31 protein-coding genes, 1 tRNA gene and 1 pseudogene are annotated in these 22,582 nt (G+C 69.3%); 16 read left to right on the top strand and 17 right to left on the bottom strand.

Annotated elements, in window-relative coordinates; translation table 11 throughout:
* Positions 1-318: 318 nt before the first annotated feature.
* Positions 319-1,575: an MFS transporter gene (locus tag ACQEVJ_RS44805; protein WP_433111844.1), complete on the bottom strand. Its 1,257-nt coding sequence runs from the start codon at positions 1,573-1,575 to the stop codon at positions 319-321.
* An 84-nt stretch (positions 1,576-1,659) separates the two neighbouring features.
* Here ACQEVJ_RS44805 and ACQEVJ_RS44810 point away from each other — a divergent pair, with 84 nt between their 5' ends.
* Together ACQEVJ_RS44810 and ACQEVJ_RS44815 are read left to right on the top strand one after the other, a co-directional pair.
* Positions 1,660-2,298: a FadR/GntR family transcriptional regulator gene (locus ACQEVJ_RS44810; RefSeq protein ID WP_433111847.1), complete on the top strand. Its 639-nt coding sequence runs from the start codon at positions 1,660-1,662 to the stop codon at positions 2,296-2,298.
* Positions 2,299-2,521: 223 nt separating this feature from the next.
* The gene (locus ACQEVJ_RS44815) at positions 2,522-2,761 is read left to right on the top strand and encodes a tyrosine-type recombinase/integrase (protein ID WP_433111849.1); all 240 of its coding nucleotides are present in this window, start codon (positions 2,522-2,524) and stop codon (positions 2,759-2,761) included.
* A 410-nt stretch (positions 2,762-3,171) separates the two neighbouring features.
* On the opposite strand, the gene ACQEVJ_RS44820 is transcribed toward ACQEVJ_RS44815, so the two are convergent.
* Both ACQEVJ_RS44820 and ACQEVJ_RS44825 read right to left on the bottom strand, forming a co-directional pair.
* The gene (locus ACQEVJ_RS44820) at positions 3,172-3,492 is read right to left on the bottom strand and encodes a helix-turn-helix domain-containing protein (protein ID WP_433111852.1); all 321 of its coding nucleotides are present in this window, start codon (positions 3,490-3,492) and stop codon (positions 3,172-3,174) included.
* Entirely contained in the window at positions 3,489-3,887 is a 399-nt protein-coding gene (locus ACQEVJ_RS44825) for a type II toxin-antitoxin system RelE/ParE family toxin (protein WP_433111855.1), read from the bottom strand. Before ACQEVJ_RS44825 ends, ACQEVJ_RS44820 begins: the two co-directional genes overlap by 4 nt.
* Positions 3,888-4,087: 200 nt before the next feature.
* Between ACQEVJ_RS44825 and ACQEVJ_RS44830 the strand changes: the two are divergent.
* Positions 4,088-4,465, top strand: a pseudogene (locus tag ACQEVJ_RS44830) (tyrosine-type recombinase/integrase); the annotation flags it as partial.
* A gap of 56 nt (positions 4,466-4,521) precedes the next feature.
* Here ACQEVJ_RS44830 and ACQEVJ_RS44835 read toward each other — a convergent pair.
* From ACQEVJ_RS44835 to ACQEVJ_RS44860, 6 genes are all read right to left on the bottom strand, one after another.
* A tRNA-Ala gene (locus ACQEVJ_RS44835) sits at positions 4,522-4,597 on the bottom strand.
* Between the two features lie 151 nt (positions 4,598-4,748).
* Positions 4,749-5,465 (bottom strand): HAD family hydrolase, encoded by a 717-nt coding sequence (locus ACQEVJ_RS44840; protein ID WP_433111858.1) that lies wholly within the window; start codon positions 5,463-5,465, stop codon positions 4,749-4,751.
* A 39-nt stretch (positions 5,466-5,504) separates the two neighbouring features.
* On the bottom strand, positions 5,505-5,624 hold the full coding sequence (locus ACQEVJ_RS44845) for a DLW-39 family protein (protein WP_208802288.1): 120 nt from the start codon (positions 5,622-5,624) through the stop codon (positions 5,505-5,507).
* A 305-nt stretch (positions 5,625-5,929) separates the two neighbouring features.
* On the bottom strand, positions 5,930-6,325 hold the full coding sequence (locus ACQEVJ_RS44850; RefSeq protein ID WP_433111861.1) for an ATP-binding protein: 396 nt from the start codon (positions 6,323-6,325) through the stop codon (positions 5,930-5,932).
* 142 nt (positions 6,326-6,467) lie between these two features.
* Entirely contained in the window at positions 6,468-7,373 is a 906-nt protein-coding gene (locus ACQEVJ_RS44855; protein WP_433111864.1) for a helix-turn-helix domain-containing protein, read from the bottom strand.
* 77 nt (positions 7,374-7,450) lie between these two features.
* A complete protein-coding gene (locus tag ACQEVJ_RS44860; protein ID WP_433113297.1) occupies positions 7,451-7,678 on the bottom strand; it encodes a DUF397 domain-containing protein in 228 nt (75 codons plus the stop codon).
* Between the two features lie 320 nt (positions 7,679-7,998).
* Here ACQEVJ_RS44860 and ACQEVJ_RS44865 point away from each other — a divergent pair, with 320 nt between their 5' ends.
* From ACQEVJ_RS44865 to ACQEVJ_RS44875, 3 genes are all read left to right on the top strand, one after another.
* Positions 7,999-8,397 carry an ATP-binding protein gene (locus ACQEVJ_RS44865; RefSeq protein WP_433111867.1) on the top strand — a complete coding sequence of 133 codons (399 nt, stop codon included), beginning with the start codon at positions 7,999-8,001 and terminating at the stop codon, positions 8,395-8,397.
* 103 nt (positions 8,398-8,500) lie between these two features.
* A complete protein-coding gene (locus ACQEVJ_RS44870) occupies positions 8,501-9,322 on the top strand; it encodes an SAM-dependent methyltransferase (protein ID WP_433111869.1) in 822 nt (273 codons plus the stop codon).
* Positions 9,323-9,527: 205 nt separating this feature from the next.
* On the top strand, positions 9,528-9,842 hold the full coding sequence (locus ACQEVJ_RS44875; RefSeq protein WP_433111872.1) for an STAS domain-containing protein: 315 nt from the start codon (positions 9,528-9,530) through the stop codon (positions 9,840-9,842).
* Between the two features lie 18 nt (positions 9,843-9,860).
* On the opposite strand, the gene ACQEVJ_RS44880 is transcribed toward ACQEVJ_RS44875, so the two are convergent.
* Genes ACQEVJ_RS44880 through ACQEVJ_RS44890 form a run of 3 tightly spaced genes read right to left on the bottom strand, consistent with a single transcriptional unit; the run spans position 9,861 to position 12,077 of the window.
* The gene (locus ACQEVJ_RS44880) at positions 9,861-10,757 is read right to left on the bottom strand and encodes an SRPBCC family protein (RefSeq protein WP_433111875.1); all 897 of its coding nucleotides are present in this window, start codon (positions 10,755-10,757) and stop codon (positions 9,861-9,863) included.
* Complete coding sequence (locus ACQEVJ_RS44885; RefSeq protein WP_433111878.1) at positions 10,754-11,095, bottom strand: ArsR/SmtB family transcription factor; 342 nt, start codon at positions 11,093-11,095, stop codon at positions 10,754-10,756. The genes ACQEVJ_RS44880 and ACQEVJ_RS44885 overlap by 4 nt, the downstream gene beginning before the upstream one ends.
* Before the next feature lie 46 nt (positions 11,096-11,141).
* Positions 11,142-12,077: an aldo/keto reductase gene (locus ACQEVJ_RS44890; RefSeq protein WP_433111881.1), complete on the bottom strand. Its 936-nt coding sequence runs from the start codon at positions 12,075-12,077 to the stop codon at positions 11,142-11,144.
* A 111-nt stretch (positions 12,078-12,188) separates the two neighbouring features.
* Between ACQEVJ_RS44890 and ACQEVJ_RS44895 the strand changes: the two genes are divergently transcribed.
* The 6 genes from ACQEVJ_RS44895 to ACQEVJ_RS44920 all read left to right on the top strand — a co-directional run bounded on the left by ACQEVJ_RS44895 (position 12,189) and on the right by ACQEVJ_RS44920 (position 18,734).
* Positions 12,189-13,511, top strand: coding sequence for an NUDIX hydrolase (locus ACQEVJ_RS44895; RefSeq protein ID WP_433111884.1), 1,323 nt, complete (start codon positions 12,189-12,191; stop codon positions 13,509-13,511).
* A gap of 118 nt (positions 13,512-13,629) precedes the next feature.
* A complete protein-coding gene (locus tag ACQEVJ_RS44900; RefSeq protein ID WP_433111887.1) occupies positions 13,630-14,067 on the top strand; it encodes a CBS domain-containing protein in 438 nt (145 codons plus the stop codon).
* Entirely contained in the window at positions 14,064-15,353 is a 1,290-nt protein-coding gene (locus ACQEVJ_RS44905) for an ArsB/NhaD family transporter (protein ID WP_433111890.1), read from the top strand. Before ACQEVJ_RS44900 ends, ACQEVJ_RS44905 begins: the two co-directional genes overlap by 4 nt.
* Positions 15,354-15,455: 102 nt before the next feature.
* Positions 15,456-15,665: a heavy-metal-associated domain-containing protein gene (locus ACQEVJ_RS44910; RefSeq protein ID WP_433111893.1), complete on the top strand. Its 210-nt coding sequence runs from the start codon at positions 15,456-15,458 to the stop codon at positions 15,663-15,665.
* Complete coding sequence (locus ACQEVJ_RS44915; protein WP_433111896.1) at positions 15,662-16,468, top strand: hypothetical protein; 807 nt, start codon at positions 15,662-15,664, stop codon at positions 16,466-16,468. Before ACQEVJ_RS44910 ends, ACQEVJ_RS44915 begins: the two co-directional genes overlap by 4 nt.
* A 28-nt stretch (positions 16,469-16,496) precedes the next feature.
* Positions 16,497-18,734 (top strand): heavy metal translocating P-type ATPase, encoded by a 2,238-nt coding sequence (locus ACQEVJ_RS44920; protein ID WP_433111899.1) that lies wholly within the window; start codon positions 16,497-16,499, stop codon positions 18,732-18,734.
* Between the two features lie 145 nt (positions 18,735-18,879).
* On the opposite strand, the gene ACQEVJ_RS44925 is transcribed toward ACQEVJ_RS44920, so the two are convergent.
* The gene (locus tag ACQEVJ_RS44925) at positions 18,880-19,209 is read right to left on the bottom strand and encodes a hypothetical protein (RefSeq protein ID WP_433111902.1); all 330 of its coding nucleotides are present in this window, start codon (positions 19,207-19,209) and stop codon (positions 18,880-18,882) included.
* 171 nt (positions 19,210-19,380) lie between these two features.
* On the opposite strand from ACQEVJ_RS44925, the gene ACQEVJ_RS44930 reads away from it, so the two are divergent.
* Both ACQEVJ_RS44930 and ACQEVJ_RS44935 read left to right on the top strand, forming a co-directional pair.
* Positions 19,381-19,647: a hypothetical protein gene (locus ACQEVJ_RS44930; RefSeq protein ID WP_433111905.1), complete on the top strand. Its 267-nt coding sequence runs from the start codon at positions 19,381-19,383 to the stop codon at positions 19,645-19,647.
* A gap of 211 nt (positions 19,648-19,858) precedes the next feature.
* Complete coding sequence (locus tag ACQEVJ_RS44935) at positions 19,859-20,104, top strand: transcriptional regulator, SarA/Rot family (RefSeq protein ID WP_433111908.1); 246 nt, start codon at positions 19,859-19,861, stop codon at positions 20,102-20,104.
* A 9-nt stretch (positions 20,105-20,113) separates the two neighbouring features.
* On the opposite strand, the gene ACQEVJ_RS44940 is transcribed toward ACQEVJ_RS44935, so the two are convergent.
* On the bottom strand, positions 20,114-20,437 hold the full coding sequence (locus ACQEVJ_RS44940; protein ID WP_433111912.1) for a hypothetical protein: 324 nt from the start codon (positions 20,435-20,437) through the stop codon (positions 20,114-20,116).
* Between the two features lie 266 nt (positions 20,438-20,703).
* Here ACQEVJ_RS44940 and ACQEVJ_RS44945 point away from each other — a divergent pair, with 266 nt between their 5' ends.
* Both ACQEVJ_RS44945 and ACQEVJ_RS44950 read left to right on the top strand, forming a co-directional pair.
* Complete coding sequence (locus ACQEVJ_RS44945) at positions 20,704-20,919, top strand: hypothetical protein (protein WP_433111915.1); 216 nt, start codon at positions 20,704-20,706, stop codon at positions 20,917-20,919.
* Positions 20,920-20,923: 4 nt separating this feature from the next.
* Positions 20,924-21,229 (top strand): alkaline phosphatase PhoX, encoded by a 306-nt coding sequence (locus ACQEVJ_RS44950; protein WP_433113300.1) that lies wholly within the window; start codon positions 20,924-20,926, stop codon positions 21,227-21,229.
* Positions 21,230-21,278: 49 nt separating this feature from the next.
* Here the strand turns inward: ACQEVJ_RS44950 and crcB (ACQEVJ_RS44955) are convergent, their stop codons facing one another.
* From crcB (ACQEVJ_RS44955) to crcB (ACQEVJ_RS44965), 3 genes are read right to left on the bottom strand one after another with little or no spacing between them, the layout of a single operon-like run.
* Positions 21,279-21,650 carry a fluoride efflux transporter CrcB gene (gene crcB, locus ACQEVJ_RS44955; RefSeq protein ID WP_433111918.1) on the bottom strand — a complete coding sequence of 124 codons (372 nt, stop codon included), beginning with the start codon at positions 21,648-21,650 and terminating at the stop codon, positions 21,279-21,281.
* Positions 21,647-22,000: a DUF190 domain-containing protein gene (locus ACQEVJ_RS44960; RefSeq protein WP_357222965.1), complete on the bottom strand. Its 354-nt coding sequence runs from the start codon at positions 21,998-22,000 to the stop codon at positions 21,647-21,649. The genes crcB (ACQEVJ_RS44955) and ACQEVJ_RS44960 overlap by 4 nt, the downstream gene beginning before the upstream one ends.
* Positions 21,997-22,527 carry a fluoride efflux transporter CrcB gene (gene crcB / locus ACQEVJ_RS44965; RefSeq protein ID WP_433111921.1) on the bottom strand — a complete coding sequence of 177 codons (531 nt, stop codon included), beginning with the start codon at positions 22,525-22,527 and terminating at the stop codon, positions 21,997-21,999. The genes ACQEVJ_RS44960 and crcB (ACQEVJ_RS44965) overlap by 4 nt, the downstream gene beginning before the upstream one ends.
* Between the last annotated feature and the right edge of the window lie 55 nt (positions 22,528-22,582).

Genomic DNA, 22,582 nt, shown 5'->3' on the forward strand with positions numbered 1-22,582 from the left:
GCTCGCGGCCCCCGCCCCCTCTCGGAGTCGGCTTCCGCCTCCGGGCGTCAAATCGAAGCCCAGACGGGGAGAACTGTCCCCTGCCTGGGCTTTGAGTGGGTGGAGCCTAGGGGATTCGAACCCCTGACTTCCTGCTTGCAAATCGGCCTGATCACCAGGGGAAACGGCCCCGACCTGGGCGGGAAGCAGCCCGCGAGTGGCCGTGAGTGCCCCCTGTTGACCGCCCTTAATGGCCCGCTAATGGCCCGGCGATCACGCCCGCCGCCTGAGTGGCGTGCGGCCGCTGACACGGATTCGGATCTGTTCGACGCATGACCCTTATCGTCGCGACTGCTGGTCAGCGTCGCGCTTCGTCGGCTGTGGCGCAGAGTCCTCCACGAAGCGAGGACGGCAAGCGAACCAGCCGGCGATCAGCCCTGGGATGGCGGTCGCAGCGAGCACCAGGAGCGGGATCGACCATGATCCGGTCGCCTCGCGCAGCAGGCCCAAACCGATCGGGCCGAAGCACGCCAGCCCATAGCCGATGCCTTGAACGAAGCCCGACACGGCAGAGGCTGTCTGCGGGCTCTTGGTTCGACGGTTGATGAGGGTCATGCAGAGCGGGAAGGTGCTCACCCCGATTCCCAGCGCACACATCCACAGCAGCGTGCCGTCGAGCGGGGACAGGAGCAGGCCCAGGTATCCCGCTACCAGGAAGATCGCGCACCCGACGACCACGATGAACGGGTTCATCATGCGCGTGGCCAGGTGTGGAACCACCAAGGCCGCGAGCATGCCCCATGCCGAGTAGAGCGCGACCATGGAGCCGCCCAGGGCCGCGCTGCCTCCTGCGTCGGTGAGCACTGCCGGGACCCAGGTGATGATCCCGTAGTTGGACAGCGAAATCATCGCGAAGAGGATCACCAGGCCCCAGACGGTTGATGATCGGCTGATCCTCGGTCCCGCATCGGTCGCCGTCACGGCCGCGGGCGCGTGGTGATCGGCGGGCAGCCTGACTGCCAGGACGAGCCAGACCACACCAGCCACAGCGGCTGGTCCCGCCCAGATACCTACCGAGAGCCGCCACGTCGCTGCTTCTGCTATCGGGACCGCGAGGAGCGGGGCGATGAACTGGCCCGCCTGCATGAGGATCAGGTAAAGCGAGGTCCCCAGGGCCAATCGATCGGCGAACCAGGCCTTCACCAACGGAACGATCACGACGTTCGCGGCTCCGATTCCGGCCAGTGCCAGCACGGTCGAAAGCACCAGCAACGAGGGCGTTGGAGAGAAGGCGCGCATCAGGAGCGACAGAGCCGTCAGGCCCAGCGCCACAGTGGCCGTGCGCTCGAGTCCGAACTTCCTCGTCACCGCTGGGGCGAGAAACCCGAAGATGCCGAAGGACACCGCCGGCACAGTGCCGAGCAGCCCGGACAGCGTCACCCCGAAGCCGAGATCGGATCCGATGATCTCCAGCAGCGGAGTGAACCCGGTCACGGCCGTTCGCAGGTTGACCGCTGTCAGGGCGATGGCGAGCCAGGCCCACAAGGTCAGACGCCCACGATGCAACGGAACGAGCGACGAGGAGAGCGTTGCCACGTTATACTCCATTGTAATGTTAGCAGATGATAGGATTATGGGATGACTTTAGGAGAGTCTGGCACGCGACAGCCGATGCGTCGAGTGGGACTCATCGACCAGGCCGCCGAGCGCTTCCGCGAGGAGGTGGTCTCTGGACGCTGGCCGGTCGGTGAGCAGATACCGACCGAGGCCGCACTGGTGTCGGAGTTCGGGATCGGCCGGAACACGGTGCGCGAGGCGCTGCAGTCGCTGGTGCACGCAGGTCTGCTGCGCCGTGAGCAGGGCCGCGGCACCTTCGTCATCTCCAGCTCCGAGCTGACAGGCACTCTTGAACGTCAGCTCGGCGGTGGCACCCGTCGCCACTACCTGGAACTACGCCGCGCCCTTGACAGCGCCGCAGCGTCACTGGCCGCATTGAACCGCTCAGACACCGACGTCGAACTGCTGCGCGAGCTGCGCGACCGTCGAGAAGCGAGCTGGTCGACCGATGATCTCGACCTGCGAGCGAGCGCGGACCTCGCCCTGCACCGCGCGATCGTGGCAGCGACGCACAACCCTCTCTACGTCAAGCTGTACTCCAGCATGCTCGAAATCTTCGCTGCCCACATGCGCGACGAGAAGAGCGAGGACGAGGACGCGGCACACCGCCACCACCACGAGTTGGTCGAGGCGATCGCGGACGGGGACGCCGACCGTGCTGCCACGAAGGTGGTTTCCATCTTCGAACCCTTCATGCGCTGAACCACGCACTTGCCTCCCCGCTCGGGCGAGGCGTCTCTGACGGATGCCCCGCAACGGGAAGCGCTGCAGGCCGGTGATGGCGCACCGTCAGCATCCCCTCAGCCATCGTCCCGGCCCTCGTCGACCACCTCGACCAGTTCACCGGCACGGGCGAGGACGCGTTCGTCTTTCTCAGCAAGCGTGGCGCGTTCCTCCGCGGTGGCAACTTCCGGCGTGAGGCCAAGTGGGCAGAAGCGCTCAGGAGATGGGCGTCAAGGGCCTGCACTTCCACGACCTGCGGCACACCGGCAACACGTTCGCCGCGCAGTCGGGCGCGAGCCTGGCCGACCTCAAGGCGCGGATGGGCCACGACAGCGACCGTGCCGCGCTGATCTACCAGCACGCCACCCGTGACGCCGACCGGAAGATCGCCGACGCGCTGAGCGCGCGAGTCGAGGCGGAGCGCGATGCCGGCAAGAGCTAATGGCACGTTCATGGCACGAACGCCGCTTCCCATGGTGATCGGAGAAGCGGCGTTTTGACTGGTGGAGCCTAGGGGATTCGAACCCCTGACTTCCTGCTTGCAAATCGGCCTGATCACCAGGGACAACGGCCCCGACCTGGGCGAGGGACACTCCGCGAGCGACCGTGAGTACCCGTTGTTGACCGCCCTTAATGGCCCGCTAATGGCCCGGCGATCGGTCTCGTCGGCCTACGACAGACACCACTGCCAAGCTCGCTTCCAACAGCGAAGCAATCGATCATGTACTCGTCACGGGACGAGGCTGGCCCGACGAGATTCTCGGCCACGGCATCCGATACTCCATGTCGATCGGGCTGAAGTGCCATCTGCACCGTGTCGAACCCGAAGACCCTCCGGCTCCGGCCAACGCGTCAACTGACCTTCAGTTGCTCATCGCCGAAATCTGCAACAAGTTTGAGCGTGCCACCAAGCGCGGCAACGTAACGGTCCAGGACCTCACGAGTGGATACATCGCCGTTCTCGATCTGTGACACACGAGCCACGGATATGCCCATACGATCGGCGACCTGAGTTTGGGTAAGCCCACGACGCTTACGCATCTCCGCGAGCCGCCACCCCTGCGCCTCCTGGCGCAGGTGATGAACTTCGTCTTCGAACGCCTCTTCGCCGCCGGCGGTTTCGATCGCGCGCTCCAAGTGACCGCTCTCGCGCCACTTGCGATAGCTGCTCACTGGTTCATCTCCTTGTACCGCTCTGTCAGGTAGATCTCATACAGGTGTTCGGCTTGTGGAATCGCCTGCCGATACCAGCGTTCCCAGTTGCCCGCCTTATCTCCCGCTACCAGCAAGATCGCCGACCTCCAGGGGTCGAAGACAAACAAGATACGGATCTCGCTGCGACCGGTCGAACCTGGCCGCAACTCCTTCATGTTAGGAATCTTGGAACCGGTTACGGTGTCCACCAGCGGCCTGCCTTCGGCCGGACCGTTACGTTCCAGCACCAAGATCGCCTGATTGACCAGCTTGTGCGAGTCACGATCGGTCGCGTAGAGCGAGTCAAGGAACTCTCCCACCTCATTGGTGAAGAAGATCTCCCACTCGTCCACTGCAATCCCCTCGTTGCCCATCGATCGAATTCAAGAATATCCTAAACCTCACAGGCGCATCGAGAAGCCCGACGCGCCACGCCATCACGAGTGGGCGCCCCAGCAGGCAGAGCACCGAGACAGGCCATAGGCAACCTGGACGAGGAGACGTCCGCGAGTGACGGTGACTGTCCCCTGTTGGCCGGTCCTAAAGGCACAAGTCGCGGGCCGGCAAGCGCACTGTCAGCATCCCCTCGGCCATCGTCCCGGCGCTCGTCGACCACCTCGACCAGTTCACCGGCACGGGCGAGGACGCGTTCGTCTTTCTTGGCAAGCGTGGTGCGTTCCTCCGCGGTGGCAACTTCCGGCGTGAGGCCAAGTGGGCGGAAGCGCTCAAGGAGATGGGCGTCAAGGGCCTGCACTTCCACGACCTACGGCACACGGGCAACACGCTCGCCGCGCAGTCGGGCGCGAGCCTGGCCGACCTCAAGGCACGGATGGGGCACGACAGCGACCGAGCAGCGCTGATGTACCAGCACGCCAAGTGCGACGCCGACCAGAGGATCGCCGACGCGCTGAGCGCGCGAGTCGAGGCGGAGCGCGATGCCGACAAGAGCTAATGGCACGTTAATGGCACGAACGCCGCTTCCCATGATCGGAGAAGCGGCGTTTTGGCTGGTGGAGCCTAGGGGATTCGAACCCCTGACTTCCTGCTTGCAAAGCAGGCGCTCTGCCAGCTGAGCTAAGGCCCCGTGGCGGGTGCGAACTGCGCAAACACAGATCCACAGGCCGCCGGTGCGTACACCGTAGCAACAGCCCGCACCCGAGCGCCACTCGATACCCCGTCGTGCCGCCCACGCGCCCCTCGGCGCCGGGAAGACGCGCAGGGGAACGAGCCGGCGATCAGGAGGCCGAAGTGGCCACCGGCGAGGCGCCGACCTCGTTGCCGAGGACGAGCCCGGGGAAGTCGGCGATGGAGTCGATGATGTGGGTGGCACCGCCGCCGAGCAGACGGTCCTTGCTGTGGACGCCGGTGAGCACTCCGGCGACGATCGAGGCGCCCGCGCGCCGGCCGCACAGCATGTCGCTCTCGGAGTCGCCCGCCACGGCCACCTGCCGTACGTCCTCGATGCCGGAGCGCAGGACGGCGGTGAGCACCATGTCCGGGTACGGACGGCCGCGTCCGGCGTCCTCGGGACACAGCGCGAGGTCCAGCATGTCGACCCAGGTGAGGGTGCTCAGCACCCGTCCCAGGGTCGCGCGGCTGAAGCCGGTGATCAGGGCGATCTTCAGGCCCGCGTCGCGCAGCTTCGCGATGGCCTCGACGGCCCCCGGCAGCGGCACGAGGCCTGTCCGTTCGATAACTCCCTCATAGGAGCGCTCGAAGGTCAGGTTCGCGGCCTGCGCCTGGGCCTCGTTGCCGGGGAAGATGCCCCGGAAGACCTCGATTTTGGGACATCCCCGGGACCTGTGCACATGCACCATGGCACGGGCATAGGCACTGGTCCCGGGGACGATGCCCTGCGTGGCGATCGCCTCGGCGAACGCCCGTTCCACCATGTCGATGTCACCGATCGTGGTCCCGGCCAAGTCAAGGCAGGCCAGCTTCACGGGGTTCACTCCCGCATCCTTGCCACGATCAAGCACCATCCCTGGTGGTCAGTTCTCGCTGCCGGTGGCCTCGGTCCACAGATCGAGCTCGGCACGGTCGGCCTGTACCTTGCGCCAGACCAGCAGCCCGCCGACGGCGACCAGAGCGAGAACAAGCAGCTTCTTCACGGTGTGACCCCACTTCTTCGACGGTCTCACCTGCCGGGTGAGACAACGCCCGGTTCTACGGTTCCCTGCAGCCTAGCAAGGCTTCGGCGTCAGACCCGGATTGCCCGAAATTTCGGTGAACCAAAATCATGATTACGGCTCGCCCGCCTGGCCTGCCGTCCAACCCTGGCGGCAGGGCGACGAGATCAAAAGTGCCCAGCTCGCAGTGGCGCTAACCCTGTCGGCAGCCGGGGTTCGGGGAGATGGGGAAGCCTGGTTTCGGTCAGGCGGTCCGTGCTCCGCTCTCAGCGGAAGTCAGATGTCGATCAGGGAAGCGTCACGCAGAGGCGGATCGTCGTTCCCTCGGCCCCCGTACGCACGACGAGGTCGGCCAGGCGGTTCATGAGCCACAGTCCACGTCCCCCGAAGTCGAACCGCGTCGCCGACTCCTCGCGCTCCAGCGCCTCGTCGGGAATGCCGGGCCCCTTATCGGTGATCTCAGCCACCAGCACCCCCGCCTCACGCCACATGGCGATTCCCCGCGGCGGGGATCCATATCGGACGGCGTTGGTGACCGCCTCGTGCACCGCGAGCACGAAGTCCTCCAGGGCTATGCCCTCGAGCCCGGCCTCCTGCGCCGACACCATGACGAGATGCCGCACCCTGGTGACCGAACTTCGGTCGAACTCCAGGCTGAGCAGGCTGCCCGCCAAGGTTCTCACCGCCCTCCTGCTTGCCCCACGGTGTGGTAGTACTCCATTTACCGCCCACGCGCACCTGACACGTATTTTCGGGTACGGGTTGCGCCACCGTCTCCTGCGGGCGTACGGCAGCAGAGGTCGCGCACGCGACGCTAGCGCATCGTCACAGCTCAGTCATGAGCTGCCGCAGCAGCCGCTTGGTCTCCGACGCCGGTTTGGCCTGGATGCACAGACGCTCCATGACTGCGAGATAGCGGTCGATGTCCTCCCGTTTCTCCAGGTAGATGGCGCTGGTGAGCTGTTCGAGGTAGACGACGTCGGGCAGGCCGACCCCCGCGAAGCGGAGGATACTGAACGGCCCACCGGCGGCCGCGTGCCCACCGGCGCTGAACGGGATGATTTGGAGCGTTACACGAGGCAGAGTGATCATCTCGAGCAGGTGCTCGATCTGGGCCCGCATCACCTCGGCCCCACCCACCGGGCGGCGTAGCACGGCCTCGTCGATCACCGCCCACAGAATGGGCGGATCCGGCCGGACCAGCACCTCCTGGCGGTCCATCCGCAGCCGGACGCGGCGCGCGACCTCCTCGTCCGACGCGTCGGGATGGCCGAGCCGCACGACCGATTCCGCGTACTCGGGGGCCTGCAGCAGCCCGGGCACGAACTGCACCTCGTAGCAGCGGATCGCGCTCGTGGCCTGCTCCAGGCCGACGTACGCCTCGAACCAGGAGGGCAGGACGTCGTCGTACTTGTGCCACCAGCCGGGGGCGTTGGCCTGGGCGACGAGCGAGAGCAGCGCCTCCCGCTCGCTCTCGTCGGTGACGCCGTACAGGGTGAGGAGGTCGGCGACGTCACGGCGGCGGAACCCGACACGCCCCAGTTCCATCCGGCTGATCTTCGAATGGGAGGCGCGGATGGCGTGGCCGGCCTCCTCCAGGCGGATGTGCCTGCTCTCACGGAGCCGTCGCAGTTGGGTGCCGAGCAGGATGCGCAGGACGGTGGGGCTGCGGCGCGACCGTGCCGCCAGGTCGAGCGGGTGAGGCACACCCTCCATAGGGGCCGCAGTCATATGGGGTCCTTTGAGGTGCACCGATGTTTACGCCACGTTCACGATACTCGTCACGTCGGCCCGCGCAAGTGGCGAGATCATTTCTCGACTTCACCAAGGAGGTCGTCGAATTCGCCCTCCTTGGCGGAGCGGAGGAATGCGGCCATGTCCTGAAGGGGCACGATCAGCGCCGGCCCGGACGGGTGCCGGGAGTTGCGCAGGGCCACCCGGCCGTCGGGCAGCGCGGCGATCTCGACGCAGTTGCCGCTCGGATTGCTGTGCCGGCTCTTGCGCCAGGCCTGCCGCCCCAGGTGAGATGAGGGCATTCCGTTGTAGATCACGGACACGGGGCGCCTCGTTTCGGGAATCCGAGCCCAACCAACGACATTCGTGCGTTTGCACGTGCATCTGTACTTGCACAGGAGCATCAATGGGAGCAGTATGACTTACTGAGTCATCCCGCCACATGGTCGACATCAACCTCATAAGGCTCTCAATGACTGGTTATCGGACAGACCGCGCTTCCCTCGCAGAAGCCGATAGCGTTGCCCGGGACCCCTGGCTGGGCACGCTTGAGCAGGTCTTTCCGGAAGGCAAGTGCTGGCCTTGGACCGGCGGAGAGCCGTGCGGTATCCCCCAGGTAGCCGTGCACGAGTTCCACCGTGAGAGCCTCGCCGCGCGCACCGCGCGGCACTTCACCGCCGGCGTGCTGCGCACCTGGTCAATGGAGGACGTCGCCGACGACGCCGCGCTCGCGGTCTGCGAACTGGTCACCAACGCGTTGCGTCACGGCCTGCGGCATCAGGCCATCCATCCCCTGCCGGTGCGCTTGTTGATGTTCCGTTCGTCCCGCGCGCTGCTGTGCATGGTCACCGATCCCAGCAACGACGCGCCGGTGCTGCGCGAGCCCGACTACGTCGCGGAGACCGGGCGCGGCCTGCAGGTCGTCGCCGGGGTCAGCCGCATGTGGGGCTGGGCGCGGCTACGTCCCGTGGGCAAGGCCGTGTGGGCCGGCTTCACGGCCGAGGCCGCCGTCTACCGCTGATCCACTCGAAGGCCCGAAGGCCCGGATCGCGAAACACGCACGAATCCTCACTTAAGCCCGTCTTGCACCGGTAATATCGGTCATCAGGGCTGAACGGAGGATCATGCCGGGTTTCCCCCCGGTCGAGCCTGTGGGTTTCGACCCGTCCGTCCCGAACGAGGCCCGGGTCTACGACTACTGGCTCGGTGGGAAGGACAATTTCGCCGCGGACCGCGAGGCCGCAGAGGCGGCGCTGCTGATCGCGCCGGAGCTTCCCCTGATGTGCCGCGAGGGGCGCAGATTCCTGCGCAGGACCGTACGGTTCCTGGCCGCTGCCGGGATCCGCCAGTTCATCGACATCGGCTGCGGCCTGCCGACCCAGGGCAATGTGCACGAGATCGCACGGGAGTGCGCCCCCGACGCCCGCGTGGTCTACGTGGACAAGGACCCCGTCGTGGTCAATCACGGCCAGGCGCTTGTGGAGGACAACGAGCGCGTCGCGGTGATCCGCGGCGACGTACGCGACCCCGACTCGATCCTCACGCATCCGCGGCTGCGGGCGCTCGTGAACCTCGACGAGCCGGTGGGTGTCCTGCTCGTCTCGGTCCTGGCGGCGATCAACGACGACGACCTGACGATGGCCATCACCGCCCGCCTGCGCGAGGCGATCGCACCCGGCAGCTACATGGTCATCAGTCACGCGATCTCCGACCTCCGGCCGGAGGTGACGGACAAGCTCGCCCTGCTGTTCGCCAACGAATGGGCGGCCAAGGACGACGGCCGCCTGCGGCTGCCCACCCGCGCCGAGATCCTGCCATTGTTCGGCGACCTGGAAATGGTGGAGCCCGGCCTGGTCCAGGTGCCCGAATGGCGTCCGGATCCCGATGAACTGCGGCCGCCGAAGGACATGGTCTGGTCGGTCGGCGGCGTGGGCCGCAAGCGCTGAAAGCGCTGAATCTTGGATCTTCGTTGAATATTAACTGAGCCAACCATTGACAGATGCGCTGTCGGACGGCGACGCTCAGTGAGTATTTCCACTTCCAGCGAGGAGGTGGGACCGTGACGACGTTCACCATGTCCTGCTCCGAAAACATTCGCCCGAGACATGCGGGCATCGCGTCGTGCACCGGTTCGCCGTGCCGGTGCGTCTCGTGAACCCAGCCGGCGGCCACCGCGGCGTTCTCTACACGGACACCTACCTCAGCGTCAGGTGGTCCCCCACGGACTCCTCGGTGATCATCGAGGGCGAGGTCGACGTCTCCAACAGCGCCGCCCTGGCGATCGCGCTCGCCGAGGCGAGGAGCGATCGCGGCGAGATCACCGTCGACACGGGCGCCCTGCGGTTCATCGACCTGGCGGGGCTGCGGGCCCTGATGGCTCCGGCGCCCCCCGCGGCGGGCGACGCCGTACGGCTGCGCAACGTGCCGCCCTACCTGCGCCGCCTCCTGGAGATGCTCGACCAGTGACGGCCCCGCCCGCCGGGCTCAGGCGAGCAGCCGCCGCGCCAGCGTCTCTATCCGGTCCCGCCATGCCTTCAGGGCCCCGGCGGGGTCGGGCAGGCCGCTCTCCGTGACGACCAGCCGGGCGCCGTGCCCGGTGCCCCGCGACAGTTCCCAGCGCACGTGCCTGCCCTGCTCGCCGGACTCCACGTACGCGGGAAGTTCGGCAGCGGGTTTCCCGACTGCTGTGACGATCCCCTCGCCGAGGCCGTCGGGCACCGGCGCACCGGGCGTCGCGGCCGGTGCGCCGGCGACGGTCCAGACCTCCTCGACCGGCCGGGTGAGCTGGCGTTCGAACCGCACGCGCCAGTCGCTGTCCGCCTGCTCGCCCAGTCGCCCGGCCAGTCGCTCGGCCAGTCGCTCGGCCAGTCGCTCGGCCACGCCCTCGGCCAGCCCGAACGCCTCCACGTACGCCTCATGGAGGTGGGCGAAGTTTCCCTCGGGCCACTCGACGGGGTCTCCACCGGCGACCGACTCCAAGGCGTCGAGGCAGACCTGCCAGCCGGACGCGTAGCTCGCCGCGGCCGGTCGGTCATCGAAGACCTGGGTGAAGACGAGCAGGCAGCCGCCCTCGTCGGGCAGCAACTCGAAGCGCAGGAGGTTGTCGCCCTCGCGTGGCATCTCCTCCGGAGAGTGCTGGAGGAAGGCGAACAGGCGGGGCGGGTCGAGCTCGGTGATCTCTGCGTCCATCGTCATGCCGCCGCCGTCGAACGTGATCTTTCCGCCCACCCGCAGGTCCATCTCGACGACCGTGAACGGGAACCACTGGCCGAGCCGGTCGGGTTCGGTCACCGCCCGCCAGACCTTCTCCGGAGGGTGGGCCAGCCTGCGCTCCATGCGCAGCGACGGCCGCCCGTCGAACATGCCGAGCGTCGCGTTCACGGTGTCTCCTCTGAATCGTCGTGTGTCGGGTCGTCGGGCGTCGCGTCCAGGTGCCGTTCCAGCGCGTCGAAGCTCTCCGACCACAGCCGCCGGTAGGGCGCGAGCCAGGCGTCGATCTCGGCGAGCGGCTCGGGGCACAGTTCGTACCACCGGCGCTGGGCGTCCCTGCGCACACGGACCAGCCCGGCCTCCCGCAGCATCTTGAGGTGCTTGGAAGTGCCGGGCTGGGTCAGGCCGAGCCGCTCGGTGAGCTCCCCGACCAGGCGGGGGCGTTCGAGCAGCAGGTCGAGGATGCGCCGCCTGGCGGGCTCGGCGAGTATGTCGAAGGGCGCTGGCACACTCTCGAACATACCCGATCAGCTATATAGCCGCAATTGCATATAGTCAGCTCACGATCTCGTTCAGCTCCTTCAGCGCCGCCTCGTCCGGTCGCCACGCCGCCGCCGCGACGTTGGCCTTGATCTGCTCGGGCCGGGTCGCCCCCGCGATCACGGAGGAGACGGCCGGCTGCGCGAGCAGGCCGCCGATCGCGACGTCCAGCAGGGTCACCCCCTGCCGCTCGGCGAACTCCTGCAGCCTCTCCACCGTCTCGAACCGCGCGTCGGTCAGGTACTGCGGCCGGCCCGAGAGGCGGGTGCCCGCCGGCGGCTCCTCCCCGCGCCGGTACTTTCCGGTGAGCAGGCCGTTGGCCAGCGGGAAGTACGGCAGCAGGCCGATGCCGTGGTGCAGCAGCGCCGGGACGAGCTCCTTCTCCACCCGCCGGTCGAGCAGGCTGTACTCGTTCTGCGCGCTCACGAAACGCTCGAAGCCGCCGGTGCGGGCGATCCAGTCCGCGTCGGTGACCTGCCACGACGCGAAGTTGGACGAGCCCACGTAGCGGACCTTGCCCTCCCGCACCAGGTCCGCGAGGACCGACAGGGTCTCCTCGATCGGCGTGGACGGGTCGGGGAAGTGCAACTGGTAGAGGTCGATCCAGTCGGTCTTGAGGCGGCGCAGCGACCGCTCGACCGCCAGGCGGACGTACCGCCGCGAGGCCCGCGCGCCCCAGTCGGGCCCGTTGGCGCCGTTCACGTCCCCGCCGAACTTGGTGGCGATGACGACCTGGTCACGCCGCCCCTTCAGCACCTCGCCGAGCAGCGTCTCCGACTCCCCGTAGATGTCGGCGGTGTCGATCAGCGTGACGCCGGCGTCGAGCGCCGCGTCGACCACGGCGCGCGTGGCGTCGAGGTCGATCCTGCGGCCGAAGTTGTTGCCGCCGAGGCCGAGAGCCGAGACGACGAGTCCCGAGTCCCCAAGCCGCCGGTAGGTCATTTCGGTCATGCCCCTGCATCCCTTCTTCACGGAGCCCCTCCCTGCCGGGAGAGCTCTCCTCACCGTATTTCGGTCCCTTCCGGCAGCGGACGCCGGACCGTCCGCGAGAGGATGCCGGACATGACCTCCGTGCGGCACAGCGTCCGGGCCATCCTGTTCGACGGCGACGATGTCGTCCTGTTCCGGCGCGTGCGGCCGGGGCGGGAGCCCTACTGGATCACGCCGGGCGGCGGGGTGGAGGCCACCGACGCCACTCCCGAGGCGGCGCTGCGCCGCGAGCTCGACGAGGAGCTCGGGGCGACGGCGGGACCGGCGCTGCACGTGTTCACCCTCGCCGAGCCCGGCCGCCTGAGCACGGTCTTCGCCTGCCGGCTGGTGTCGCTCGACCTGTCACGCCGCAGCGGCCCGGAGTTCCTCGAACCGGACATCGGCCTGCACGAGGTGCGGCGCGTACGCCCCGAGGAGGTGCGCACGCTGAACATGGTCCCGCCCGAACTGGGGGAGTTCGTCTCCGCGAACGCCGCGACCCTGCCCGCGCTGCTCGACGCCGCGACGTACGCCCCAGGCCGCTACCGGCCGGTCGTCGACGTGCACCTGCTACTCACGGACGGCGAGAAGGTGCTGCTCGGCCGCCGCCAGGGCACCGGCTACGCCGACGGGGAGTGGCAGATCATGCCGTCCGGGCACCTGGAGGAGGGGGAGTCGGTGGTGGACACCGCCGTCCGGGAGGCCCGCGAGGAGCTCGGCGTCGAGGTAGACGGCTGCGAGGTGGTCCACGTGATGCACCACCGCAACGCGGGCGGGACGGCCCGCATCGGGATGTTCCTCGTGCCGCGCTCCATCACCGGCACACCGGTCAACGCCGAGCCGCACAAGTGCGCCGAGCTGGCCTGGTTTCCGCTCGACCGGCTGCCCGAGCGGACCGTGCCGTACTCGCGGGCGGGCGTGGAGGCCGTGCGGCGGGCACTCGCCCCGGCCTCGCCGGGCCTCCCCACGTCCGCCGATGCCGCTTCAGGGGCACCGGTCTTCTCCCTCCACGGCTGGACGATCCCCGGTTCCGCCGATCTGGCGGCCGAGGCCGTACGTGCCGGGTTCGAGGAGGTCACGGTCTGCCTGACCGGCTGGCTCGACGGCGCGGTGCTCGTCCACTCCGACGACGAGACCGACCGCCTGCCCGCCACCGTCGTACGGCCGGGCGAGGGAGTGGAGGCGGCGCTGGCGCGGCTCGCCCCGGTGGGCGAGCTGACCTTCGCCGGTGCGGACGACTACGTCTCCGCCCGGGGACGCGCCGGACGCCGTCTCGCCTTCTCCGCCCGGCTGACGGAGGCGCCCGAGGGCACGATCCCGCTGCCGGCCGGGTCGCTCGGGCGCCTGCCGTACGCCGAGGGGGTATTCGTCCGCCGCGCCTCTTCGGGGCTTTTGTACGACTTGTCCGACCGATAGCCTGTTCCGGGGCGTGCCGGGAAGTCTGGTCGGCGAAGGGGTCCCCCATACCCGGGGGCCGTACCGGCGACCGGAAGGCAGACGTGAGCACAGCCGCACGTGGCAGGCAGGTGAGATCATGCGTGCCCGGGATCTCGTAGTGCCGTTCCCCACCGTGGACCTCGACTCCCCCGTGGCCGACGCCGCGCGCCTCATGGCCGAACGCGAACTGCCCGGCCTGATCGTGCTGGACGAGCGCGGGACGCCGGTGTCGATCCTGCCCGGCACACAGGTGCTGCGCCTGGCCGTGCCCCGCTACTGCCAGGACGACCCCGCGCTGGCCCGGGTGATCGACGAGGCGCACGCCGACGCGTTCGTCCGCGCGCTGGGCGAGCGCACGGTCCGCCAGGCGATGCCGGAACGGCCGCGCGAGCTTCCTGTGACCGATCCCGACGCCACGCTCCTGGAGGTCGCCGCGCTGATGGCGCGCACCCGCAGCCCCCTGGTCGCGGTGCTCGACGGCGAGCGACTGCTGGGCGCGGTCACGCTCTCCGCGCTGCTCAAGCGGCTCACATGACGGTGACCGCATGGGTGGCGGCGATCGTCTTCGTCGCCACGTACGTCCTCATCGCCAGCGAGAAGGTCCACCGGGTCAAGGCCGCCCTGGGCGGCGCCGCGATCTTGCTGCTCGTCCACGCGACCACGGCCGGCTCCGCGTTCTTCTCGCAGGAGTCCGGCGTGGACTGGAACGTCGTCTTCCTGCTGCTGGGCATGATGATCATCGTCGGCGTGCTGCGGCAGACCGGCGTTTTCGAATACCTCGCGATCTGGGCCGCCAAACGGGCCAGGGGACGGCCGTTCCGGCTCATGACGCTGCTCCTGGTGATCACGGCCATGGCGTCGGCGCTGCTGGACAACGTCACGACCGTGCTGCTGATCGCGCCGGTCACGTTCCTCGTCTGCGAACGCCTCGCCCTGCCGGTCGCGCCGTTCCTGATCGCCGAGGCGATGGCGTCCAACATCGGCGGCACCGCGACCCTCGTCGGCGATCCGCCGAACATCATCATCGCCTCCCGCGCCGGGCTGACCTTCAACGACTTCCTCGTCCACCTCACGCCGCTGGTGGTCGTGCTGACGGCGGTCTTCATCGGGCTGTGCCGGCTGCTGTTCCGCAAGGCGTTCCGGTACGACCCCGAGCGCGCGGCCGAGATCATGCAACTGGACGAGCGGGCGGCCATCCAGGACAAGGTCATGCTCGTGCAGAGCCTGTCCGTGCTCGGCGTGGTCATCGCGGCGTTCGTGCTGCACCCGGTGCTGCACTACGAGCCGTCGGTCGTGGCGCTGCTCGGGGCGGGGCTGCTCGTGCTGGTCACCAAGATCACCACCGACGACGCGCTGCGCGAGGTGGAGTGGCCGACGCTCGTGTTCTTCGCCGGGCTGTTCGTGATGGTCGGCGCGCTCGTCGAGACCGGCGTGATCGCCCAGGTGTCGCGGGCGGCGGCGGAGGCGACGGCCGGGCGGCCCGGCGTGACCACCATGGTCCTGCTCTGGGCGTCGGCCGGGCTGTCCGCGATCGTGGACAACATCCCCTACGTCGCGACGATGAGCCCCATCGTGGCCGATCTCGCGCAGCACGTGCCCGGCGGCGACCACAACGTGCTGTGGTGGGCGCTCGCGCTCGGCGCGGATCTCGGCGGCAACGCCACCGCCGTGGGCGCCTCCGCCAACGTCGTCATCCTCGGCATCGCCGAGCGCAACGGCGCGCGGATCAGTTTCTGGCAGTTCACCAAGTATGGCCTGGTGGTCACCGTCGTCACGGTGGCCGTGTGCGTGCCGTACCTCTGGCTGCGCTACCTCTTGTAGGTCGGCTGGGCCCCCGGAACAGGGGCCTCGACTTGACGCAGGAATACCGTAGGGGGGTACGGTGTTCACGTCGATGAGGCACGAGTTACAGGAGAGATCGCCATGACCAGCACCTACACCGTCACCGGCATGACCTGCGGCCACTGCGTCAGCTCGGTCAGCGAGGAGGTCGGCGCGGTCACCGGCGTGACCGACGTCCGGGTGGACCTCGCCTCCGGCCTGCTGACGGTCGAGACCGACGGTGGCATCGACGACGCGACCATCGTGGCGGCAGTCCGGGAGGCCGGATACGACGTGGCGGGTGTCTCGTGAACGCCCCCGCCCAGTTCGGCGCGCACGCCGCGGCCGGCCACTCCCACACCGGCGCCGCGGGTCTGCAGATCTCCCAGGGCGGCTACACGCTGGTCCCGCTGACCACGACGCTCACCCCGGGGAAGACCGCGGACTTCCGTTTCACCGTCACCGGGCCCGACGGCGCGCCGGTGACCCGCTATCAGGTGAAGCACGACAAGAAGCTGCACTTCATCGTGGTCTCCCGGGACCTCGGCGGCTTCTGGCACCTCCACCCGGAGGAGGCCGGCGACGGGGTCTGGTCGGTACGGTTCACCCCGCCGGCCGCCGGGACCTACCGCGCCTACGCCGACTTCGCCCCCGAGGGCGGCCCGGACCTGACGCTCGGCGCCGATCTGCACGTCCCGGGCACGTACGAGCCCCGGCCGCTGCCGCCGGCGAACACCACCGCGCAGGTGGACGGATACACAGTGACGATGTCGGGCGACCTCGTGCCGGGCCGGGTCAGTAAGCTCGTGTTCACGGTGAGCAAGGACGGCAGGCCCGTCGGCGACCTCGAACCCTACCTGGGGGCGTACGGCCACCTGGTCGCGATCCGTGCGGGCGACCTGGCCTACCTGCACGTGCACCCCGAGGACGGCACGACCGCGGCCGGAGTGACCTTCGCCGCATCGGCGCCGAGCGGCGGGGACTACCGCCTGTTCCTCGACTTCCAGCACGGGGGAACGGTCCGCACCGCCGCCTTCACCGCCTACGCGGACGCGACGGGCGCGACGGACGCGGCGGGCGCGGTGAATACGGGCCACGTCGGGCACGACGGCTGACGGCACGACGCGAGAGGAAGGAGTGGTGATGCCGGCGACAACCGGTGACCGGCCGAGTGGCGCGGTCGAGCTTTCGATAGGCGGCATGACCTGCGCGTCGTGTGCCAACCGGATCGAGCGCAAGCTCAACAAGCTGGAGGGCGTGTCCGCGACGGTGAACTACGCCACGGAGAAGGCCAAGGTGACCTTCCCCGAGGGCCTGGACCCTGCGGCGTTGGTGGCGGAGGTGGAAAAGGCCGGATACACGGCCAAGCTGCCCGAGCCGCCGAAGCCCGAGCAGGCGCCCGCCGAGCCGCAGGATGAGTTGGCGGCCTTACGGACCCGGCTGTGGGTCTCGGTGGTGCTGGCGGTGCCGGTGATCGCGTTGGCGATGATCCCGGCACTGCAGTTCACCTACTGGCAGTGGCTGTCGCTGACGCTGGCGGCGCCTGTCGTGGTGTACGGCGGGCTGCCGTTCCACAAGGCGGCCTGGACCAACCTGCGGCACGGCACGGCCACGATGGACACGCTGGTGTCGCTGGGCACGATCGCCGCGCTGGGCTGGTCGCTGTGGGCGCTGTTCCTCGGCGACGCCGGCACACCGGGCATGACCCACGCCTTCGACCTGACGATCGCCCGCAGCGACGGCTCGGGCAACATCTACCTGGAGGCCGCCGCCGGGGTGACCGCGTTCATCTTGGCCGGGCGGTACTTCGAGGCCCGCTCCAAGCGCCGCGCCGGTGCGGCGCTGCGGGCGCTGCTGGAGCTGGGCGCCAAGGACGTCGCGGTGCTGCGCGGCGGCCGGGAGGTGCGCATCCCCATCGGCGAGCTGGCGGTGGGCGACCAGTTCGTGGTCCGGCCGGGGGAGAAGATCGCCACCGACGGCGTCATCGAGGAAGGCGCCTCGGCGGTCGACGCCTCGATGCTCACCGGCGAGTCGGTCCCCGTCGAAGTCCGGGTGGGGGATGCGGTCACCGGGGCGACGGTCAACGCCGGCGGCCGGTTGGTGGTGCGGGCCACCCGGGTGGGGTCGGACACCCAGCTCGCCCAGATGGCGCGCCTGGTCGAAGACGCCCAGACCGGCAAGGCGCAGGTGCAGCGCCTGGCCGACCGCATCTCGGGGATCTTCGTGCCGATCGTCATCGCGTTGTCGGTCGCGACGCTGGGGTATTGGCTCGGCACGGGTGAAGGCGTCGGGGCGGCCTTCACCGCCGCGGTCGCGGTGCTGATCATCGCCTGCCCCTGCGCGCTGGGGCTGGCCACGCCGACCGCGCTGCTGGTCGGCACCGGCCGCGGCGCCCAGCTCGGCATCCTGATCAAGGGGCCCGAGGTGCTGGAGTCCACCCGCACGATCGACACGGTCGTGCTGGACAAGACCGGCACCGTCACCGAGGGGAAGATGACCCTGGTCGAGGTCCACCTGGCCGGCGGACAGGACCGGGATGAGGTGCTGCGCCTGGCCGGGGCGCTGGAGCACGCCTCCGAGCACCCCATCGCCCAGGCGATCGCCCGGGGCGCCGCCGAACGGGTGGGGGACCTGCCCGCCCCGGAGGACTTCGCCAACGTCGAGGGCCTGGGCGTGCAGGGGATCGTGGACGGCCACGCCGTACTCGTCGGCCGGCCCCGTCTGCTGGCCGACTGGGCCCAGCACCTGCCCACCGATCTGGCCCAAGCGCTGGAGGAGGAGCAGGTCGCGGGCCGCACCGCGGTGGCGGTCGGCTGGGACGGTGCGGCCCGCGCGGTGCTGGTGGTGGCCGACACCGTCAAGCCGACCAGCAAGCAGGCCATCGCGCAGTTGCGTGGGCTGGGGCTGACGCCGGTGCTGCTGACCGGCGACAACGAGGCGGTCGCCCGGACGGTCGCCGCCGAGGTGGGGATCGACGAGGTGATCGCCGAGGTGCTGCCGGCCGACAAGGTCGATGTGGTCAAGCGGTTGCAGGCCGAGGGCAGGACGGTGGCGATGGTCGGCGACGGGGTCAACGACGCCGCCGCGCTGGCCCAGGCGGATCTGGGTCTGGCCATGGGCACGGGCACCGATGTGGCGATCGAGGCGGCTGATCTGACTCTGGTGCGGGGGGATCTGCGGGTGGCGGCCGATGCGATCCGGCTGTCGCGGCGGACGCTGCGCACGATCAAGGGCAATCTGTTCTGGGCGTTCGCCTACAACGTCGCGGCTCTGCCGCTGGCCGCCGCGGGGCTGCTCAATCCCATGATCGCCGGAGCGGCGATGGCGTTCTCCAGCGTCTTCGTCGTCAGCAACAGTCTCAGGCTCCGCCGCTTCCGCTGAGGATTCCGAGGCCGGTTCGTCCACAGGCTGTGGACGAACCGGCCTCAGCCGTATGTGGACCGCCGACGCGCGACATCGGCCGGGCAGGTGCCGCCGAGCAGCCCACCGGCGGCGTGTCCGCCGGATGTGCCCGGCCCACGGGCCGTCAGCGGCGCAGGCGGCGGCCGGTCTCCTCGGTCACCTGCCGCAGGACCGCCGCGAGTTCCGGACGCTCCGTCAGGACGCCCTCGATCCGGGCGCGCCAGGCGCCGACCTCGGCGGACAACAGGTCCTCACCCGCGAAGTGGGGGCCCTGCGCATGCTGGGCTTCAGCCCGTTGAAGACGCGAGCGGGTGCGGGTCAGGTCCAGCTCGTACGTCTGCCCGAGATGGCGTCCGAGCGTCTCACCCAGCCACCAGTAGGCGTCGGCCGTCGCGGCCGCGACGAACACCCGGGCGCTCTCCCACGCCACACGTTCCCTGTGGATGACGGCCACGCGATCGACGGTACGTCCGGACCTCACGGTGGGCAATGGCCGCTTCGCCGTCGGTTTCTCTGCGGGCTCTTGGCGCTTCGCCGGGAGCGTCCTGAGTTTGTCACAACCTACACACGGATACGAAGAGTAACGATCGAGCACGATTAGTTACACCTGAGATGAGGAATCTTCATGCACCGCCCTATCCGCCTTATGTCCCTGGCCGCCCTGACCTGTGCGGGCCTGCTCGCCACCGCACCCGCGTACGCGAGCTGTGGGTGTGACACGCCGAAGGCCGCCGCGCCCGCGGCCGCCGCTCTGGATCTCGGCGCGGGCCTCAATCTGGGCCTCGGCCTCAACGTCGCCCTCGACCTGGACCTGAACGCGCGGGCCGGCGTCGGCGCGGGCGCGGGGACCACGAGCTGCGGCACGCCCACGGTGCTGCGCCGGTGCCGCTGACGGGGCCTGCGTGACCCGGCCGGCGCCGGGTCACGCCACCCGAAAAACCTCGCGCACGATTGGACCGATCACGTGCAGATAGCGGGCCAGGGCACGAGCGAGCAGCGGCTTCCCCGCATCCTCGACGACAAGATGTGCTTCGCGCTGTACGCCGCCTCCCGCGCGGTCACCGGCCTCTATCGGCGGCGCGCTGCACCTCGACTACGGCACGATGACGCCCCTGCTCAAGCGCCTGGAGGCGAACGGCCTGCTGCGCCGGGAGCGCCGCGCCGACGACGAGCGCACGGTGCAGATCACTCTGACCGAGAAGGGCGCCGGGCTGCGGGAGCGCAGCGACGACATCTTCGCCTCGGTCGGCGACGCGATGGCGCTCGAACCCGAGGAGTTCACCCGCACGCTCGCCACGCTGCGGCGCCTGACCGCCAACGTCACCGCCGACGCGAACCGGCGAGGCTGAGGGCCGCCCTCACCGCTCAGCCGGCGACCCCCGCCCGCGCCCGAACGCTCGTTCAAGGGCTATGCGGGTGAGCCAGCCAAGGGCTGCGGTGAACAGCGGCGGCCACACGATCGGGCCGAAGCTGTAGGTGACCAGCACCACGAGCGGGATCCATACGCGGTGGACAGCTTGGTAGAGCGCGCCAGGCGGACGAACCCCGACGAGTCGCGCCAGGTCGATCAGCACGAAGAACACGAGCGTGGCAACGGTGGTCGGCAAGCCGTACTTGACACTCTCGAAGACCGCGAACGCGGCCAGGAAGAGCGCGATCGCCCCCCAGCCGATCTTTCGCAACCGACCACCGCGTTCCCGCGCGGGCTGCGACGCCTGAACGGGGAAGGGGCGATGGGGGCGTCTGCCTGCTGAGCGCGGGGTCAAATCCGGAAGTCCGCGCACCAGTCATCGGCAGCCCCGGTAGCCGGCTGCGCCCACTCACCTGCACCCTTGACGATCCGCACAACCGCGACTTTACCGGCAGCAGGCCCTAAGAGATTCCGTGGGCCGCGTTCCTTGCCTCCCTCGAACCGTTCCTGCTCAAGACGGAGGACAACCCGGAGGGCGTGGACGGCAGCGTGTTCGAGGGCATCCTCGAGGCCGTCACCAAGGACCGCTACGCCTACTTCACCGACTTCTACAACGCCTTCTACAACACCGACGAGAACCTCGGCACGCGCCTGAGCGAGGAGGTCGTCCGGGCCGGCTGGAACACCGCCGCGGGCGCCTCGTGGTACGCCTCGTCCGCGGCCGGACCCCGAGTCGGAGACCGTCACGCTTAAGACGATCTTCGGCGTCGACCCCGACCCGGAGCAGGACACCAACTACGACGGGCCTGACAACATCACCGTCTCGCCGTACGGCGGCGTCATCCTGGCCGAGGACGGCGAGGGCCTGTCGCACCTGGTCGGCGTGACCGACAAGGGCGCGCCCTACCCGATGGCCCGCAACGAGCTCAACGACAGCGAGTTCACCGGCCCGACGTTCAGCGACGACGGGCGCATCCTGTTCGCCAACATCCAGACCCCGGGCTACGTCTTCGCGATCACCGGTCCCTGGACCCAGAAGCACAACGGCCACGGGCACCACTGACCCCGTGTCACGCCGCCCCACCGACACCGGTGGGGCGGTTGTGATGGTTTCAGCCGAGGAGGGCGGCCAGCGCGAATCCGGCGGCGGCGGCGAGGAGGCCGAGGACCAGGCTGCCGAGCGCGTTGAGCCCGGCCTCCAGGACCGAGCCCTCCTCCAGCAGCCGTACGGTCTCGAAGCCGAACGTGCTGAACGTCGTGAACGCGCCGCAGAAGCCGGTGCCGAGCAGGGTGACCGCCTCGGCGGGCAGCCCGAGGTCGTCCCGCGCGCCGAGCAGCAGCCCGAGCACGAGCGACCCGGACACGTTCACCGCCAGCGTGCCCCAGGGGAACACGCTGTCGTGCAGGCGCTGCACCAGCCGATCGATCAGATAACGGGCGGGAGCGCCGACGATGCCGCCGAGGAAGACGAGCAGCGGGGTCACGGCTCCGCCCGCCCCGGCTCACGCCCCACGTAGCGGTAGACCTCCACGGGATCGACGATCACCAGACCCTCGGTCACCAGTTCGTCCAGTTCCGCCACGAACGCACTGATCCTCTCTGGGACGTCCACGATGACGACGGCGACGGGCAGGTCCTCGCTGAGCGACAGCAGGCGGCTGGTGTGGATGCGCGAGGAGGCGCCGAAGCCCTCGATGCCCCGGAACACGCTCGCCCCGGCCAGGCCCATCGTGCGCGCCCGGTGCACGATCTCGGTGTACAGCGGCCGGTGCCGGTACTGGTCGCTCTCGCCTATCAAGATCGTCAGTCGCTGTGCGGGGCCGTGCAGTCTCATCCGGCCCTCCTCGCGCGTCGCCGTACGGGGAGGCCCGCCAGGGTGCGGGCGAGGACGATGCCGCACCAGACCGCCACCAGTCCGGCGACCAGGCTGCTCGCCGCGTACACAGCGGCCATCGGCCACGCGCCTCGCGACGACCTGTCCACGATCTCCGTCGTGAAGGTGGAGAACGTCGTGAATCCGCCGAGGAAACCGACCCCGAGGAACGGACGGACGTAGCGGCGCGGCGGCCAGACGTCCAGGACGAAGACCATCAGGACCCCGAGCGCGAAGCAGCCGGTGACGTTGGCGAGGAACGTCCCCCAGGGGAATCCGGTGGGCGACGCGGGGAGCGCCTGGCCGACCAGATATCTGGCCTCAGCGCCCACTCCGCCGCCGAGGGCGATCATCGCGAGGACGTCCCAGGTCCGGCGGCGGGCCGGGGCCGCCGTCCGGCGGAACATGTCCCGTTCGTGGCGGAGGTCCACGTCGGGGTCGACCGGCAGATCCGCCTCTTCCCGATCGCCGCGTACGCGCCGGCTCACGCCGCCCTCCTCACCCCTCGCCACCCGGCCTGTCGCCCAACCTGTCGTCAGCCCG

It is taken from the genome of Microbispora sp. CA-102843 (genome assembly GCF_050936215.1).
Classification (GTDB): domain Bacteria; phylum Actinomycetota; class Actinomycetes; order Streptosporangiales; family Streptosporangiaceae; genus Microbispora.

What these genes read in the sequence shown, in the direction of transcription:
- ACQEVJ_RS44910 (WP_433111893.1), top strand. Translation starts at nt 15,456, where the DNA reads ATGACCAGCACCTACACCGTCACCGGCATGACCTGCGGCCACTGCGTC.
- ACQEVJ_RS44860 (WP_433113297.1), bottom strand. Translation starts at nt 7,678, where the DNA reads ATGCCCTCATCTCACCTGGGGCGGCAGGCCTGGCGCAAGAGCCGGCAC.
- ACQEVJ_RS44930 (WP_433111905.1), top strand. Translation starts at nt 19,381, where the DNA reads ATGCACCGCCCTATCCGCCTTATGTCCCTGGCCGCCCTGACCTGTGCG.
- ACQEVJ_RS44960 (WP_357222965.1), bottom strand. Translation starts at nt 22,000, where the DNA reads ATGAGACTGCACGGCCCCGCACAGCGACTGACGATCTTGATAGGCGAG.
- ACQEVJ_RS44935 (WP_433111908.1), top strand. Translation starts at nt 19,859, where the DNA reads ATGACGCCCCTGCTCAAGCGCCTGGAGGCGAACGGCCTGCTGCGCCGG.
- ACQEVJ_RS44905 (WP_433111890.1), top strand. Translation starts at nt 14,064, where the DNA reads ATGACGGTGACCGCATGGGTGGCGGCGATCGTCTTCGTCGCCACGTAC.
- ACQEVJ_RS44890 (WP_433111881.1), bottom strand. Translation starts at nt 12,077, where the DNA reads ATGACCGAAATGACCTACCGGCGGCTTGGGGACTCGGGACTCGTCGTC.
- ACQEVJ_RS44825 (WP_433111855.1), bottom strand. Translation starts at nt 3,887, where the DNA reads ATGGGCAACGAGGGGATTGCAGTGGACGAGTGGGAGATCTTCTTCACC.
- ACQEVJ_RS44855 (WP_433111864.1), bottom strand. Translation starts at nt 7,373, where the DNA reads ATGACTGCGGCCCCTATGGAGGGTGTGCCTCACCCGCTCGACCTGGCG.
- ACQEVJ_RS44920 (WP_433111899.1), top strand. Translation starts at nt 16,497, where the DNA reads ATGCCGGCGACAACCGGTGACCGGCCGAGTGGCGCGGTCGAGCTTTCG.
- ACQEVJ_RS44895 (WP_433111884.1), top strand. Translation starts at nt 12,189, where the DNA reads ATGACCTCCGTGCGGCACAGCGTCCGGGCCATCCTGTTCGACGGCGAC.
- ACQEVJ_RS44900 (WP_433111887.1), top strand. Translation starts at nt 13,630, where the DNA reads ATGCGTGCCCGGGATCTCGTAGTGCCGTTCCCCACCGTGGACCTCGAC.
- ACQEVJ_RS44870 (WP_433111869.1), top strand. Translation starts at nt 8,501, where the DNA reads ATGCCGGGTTTCCCCCCGGTCGAGCCTGTGGGTTTCGACCCGTCCGTC.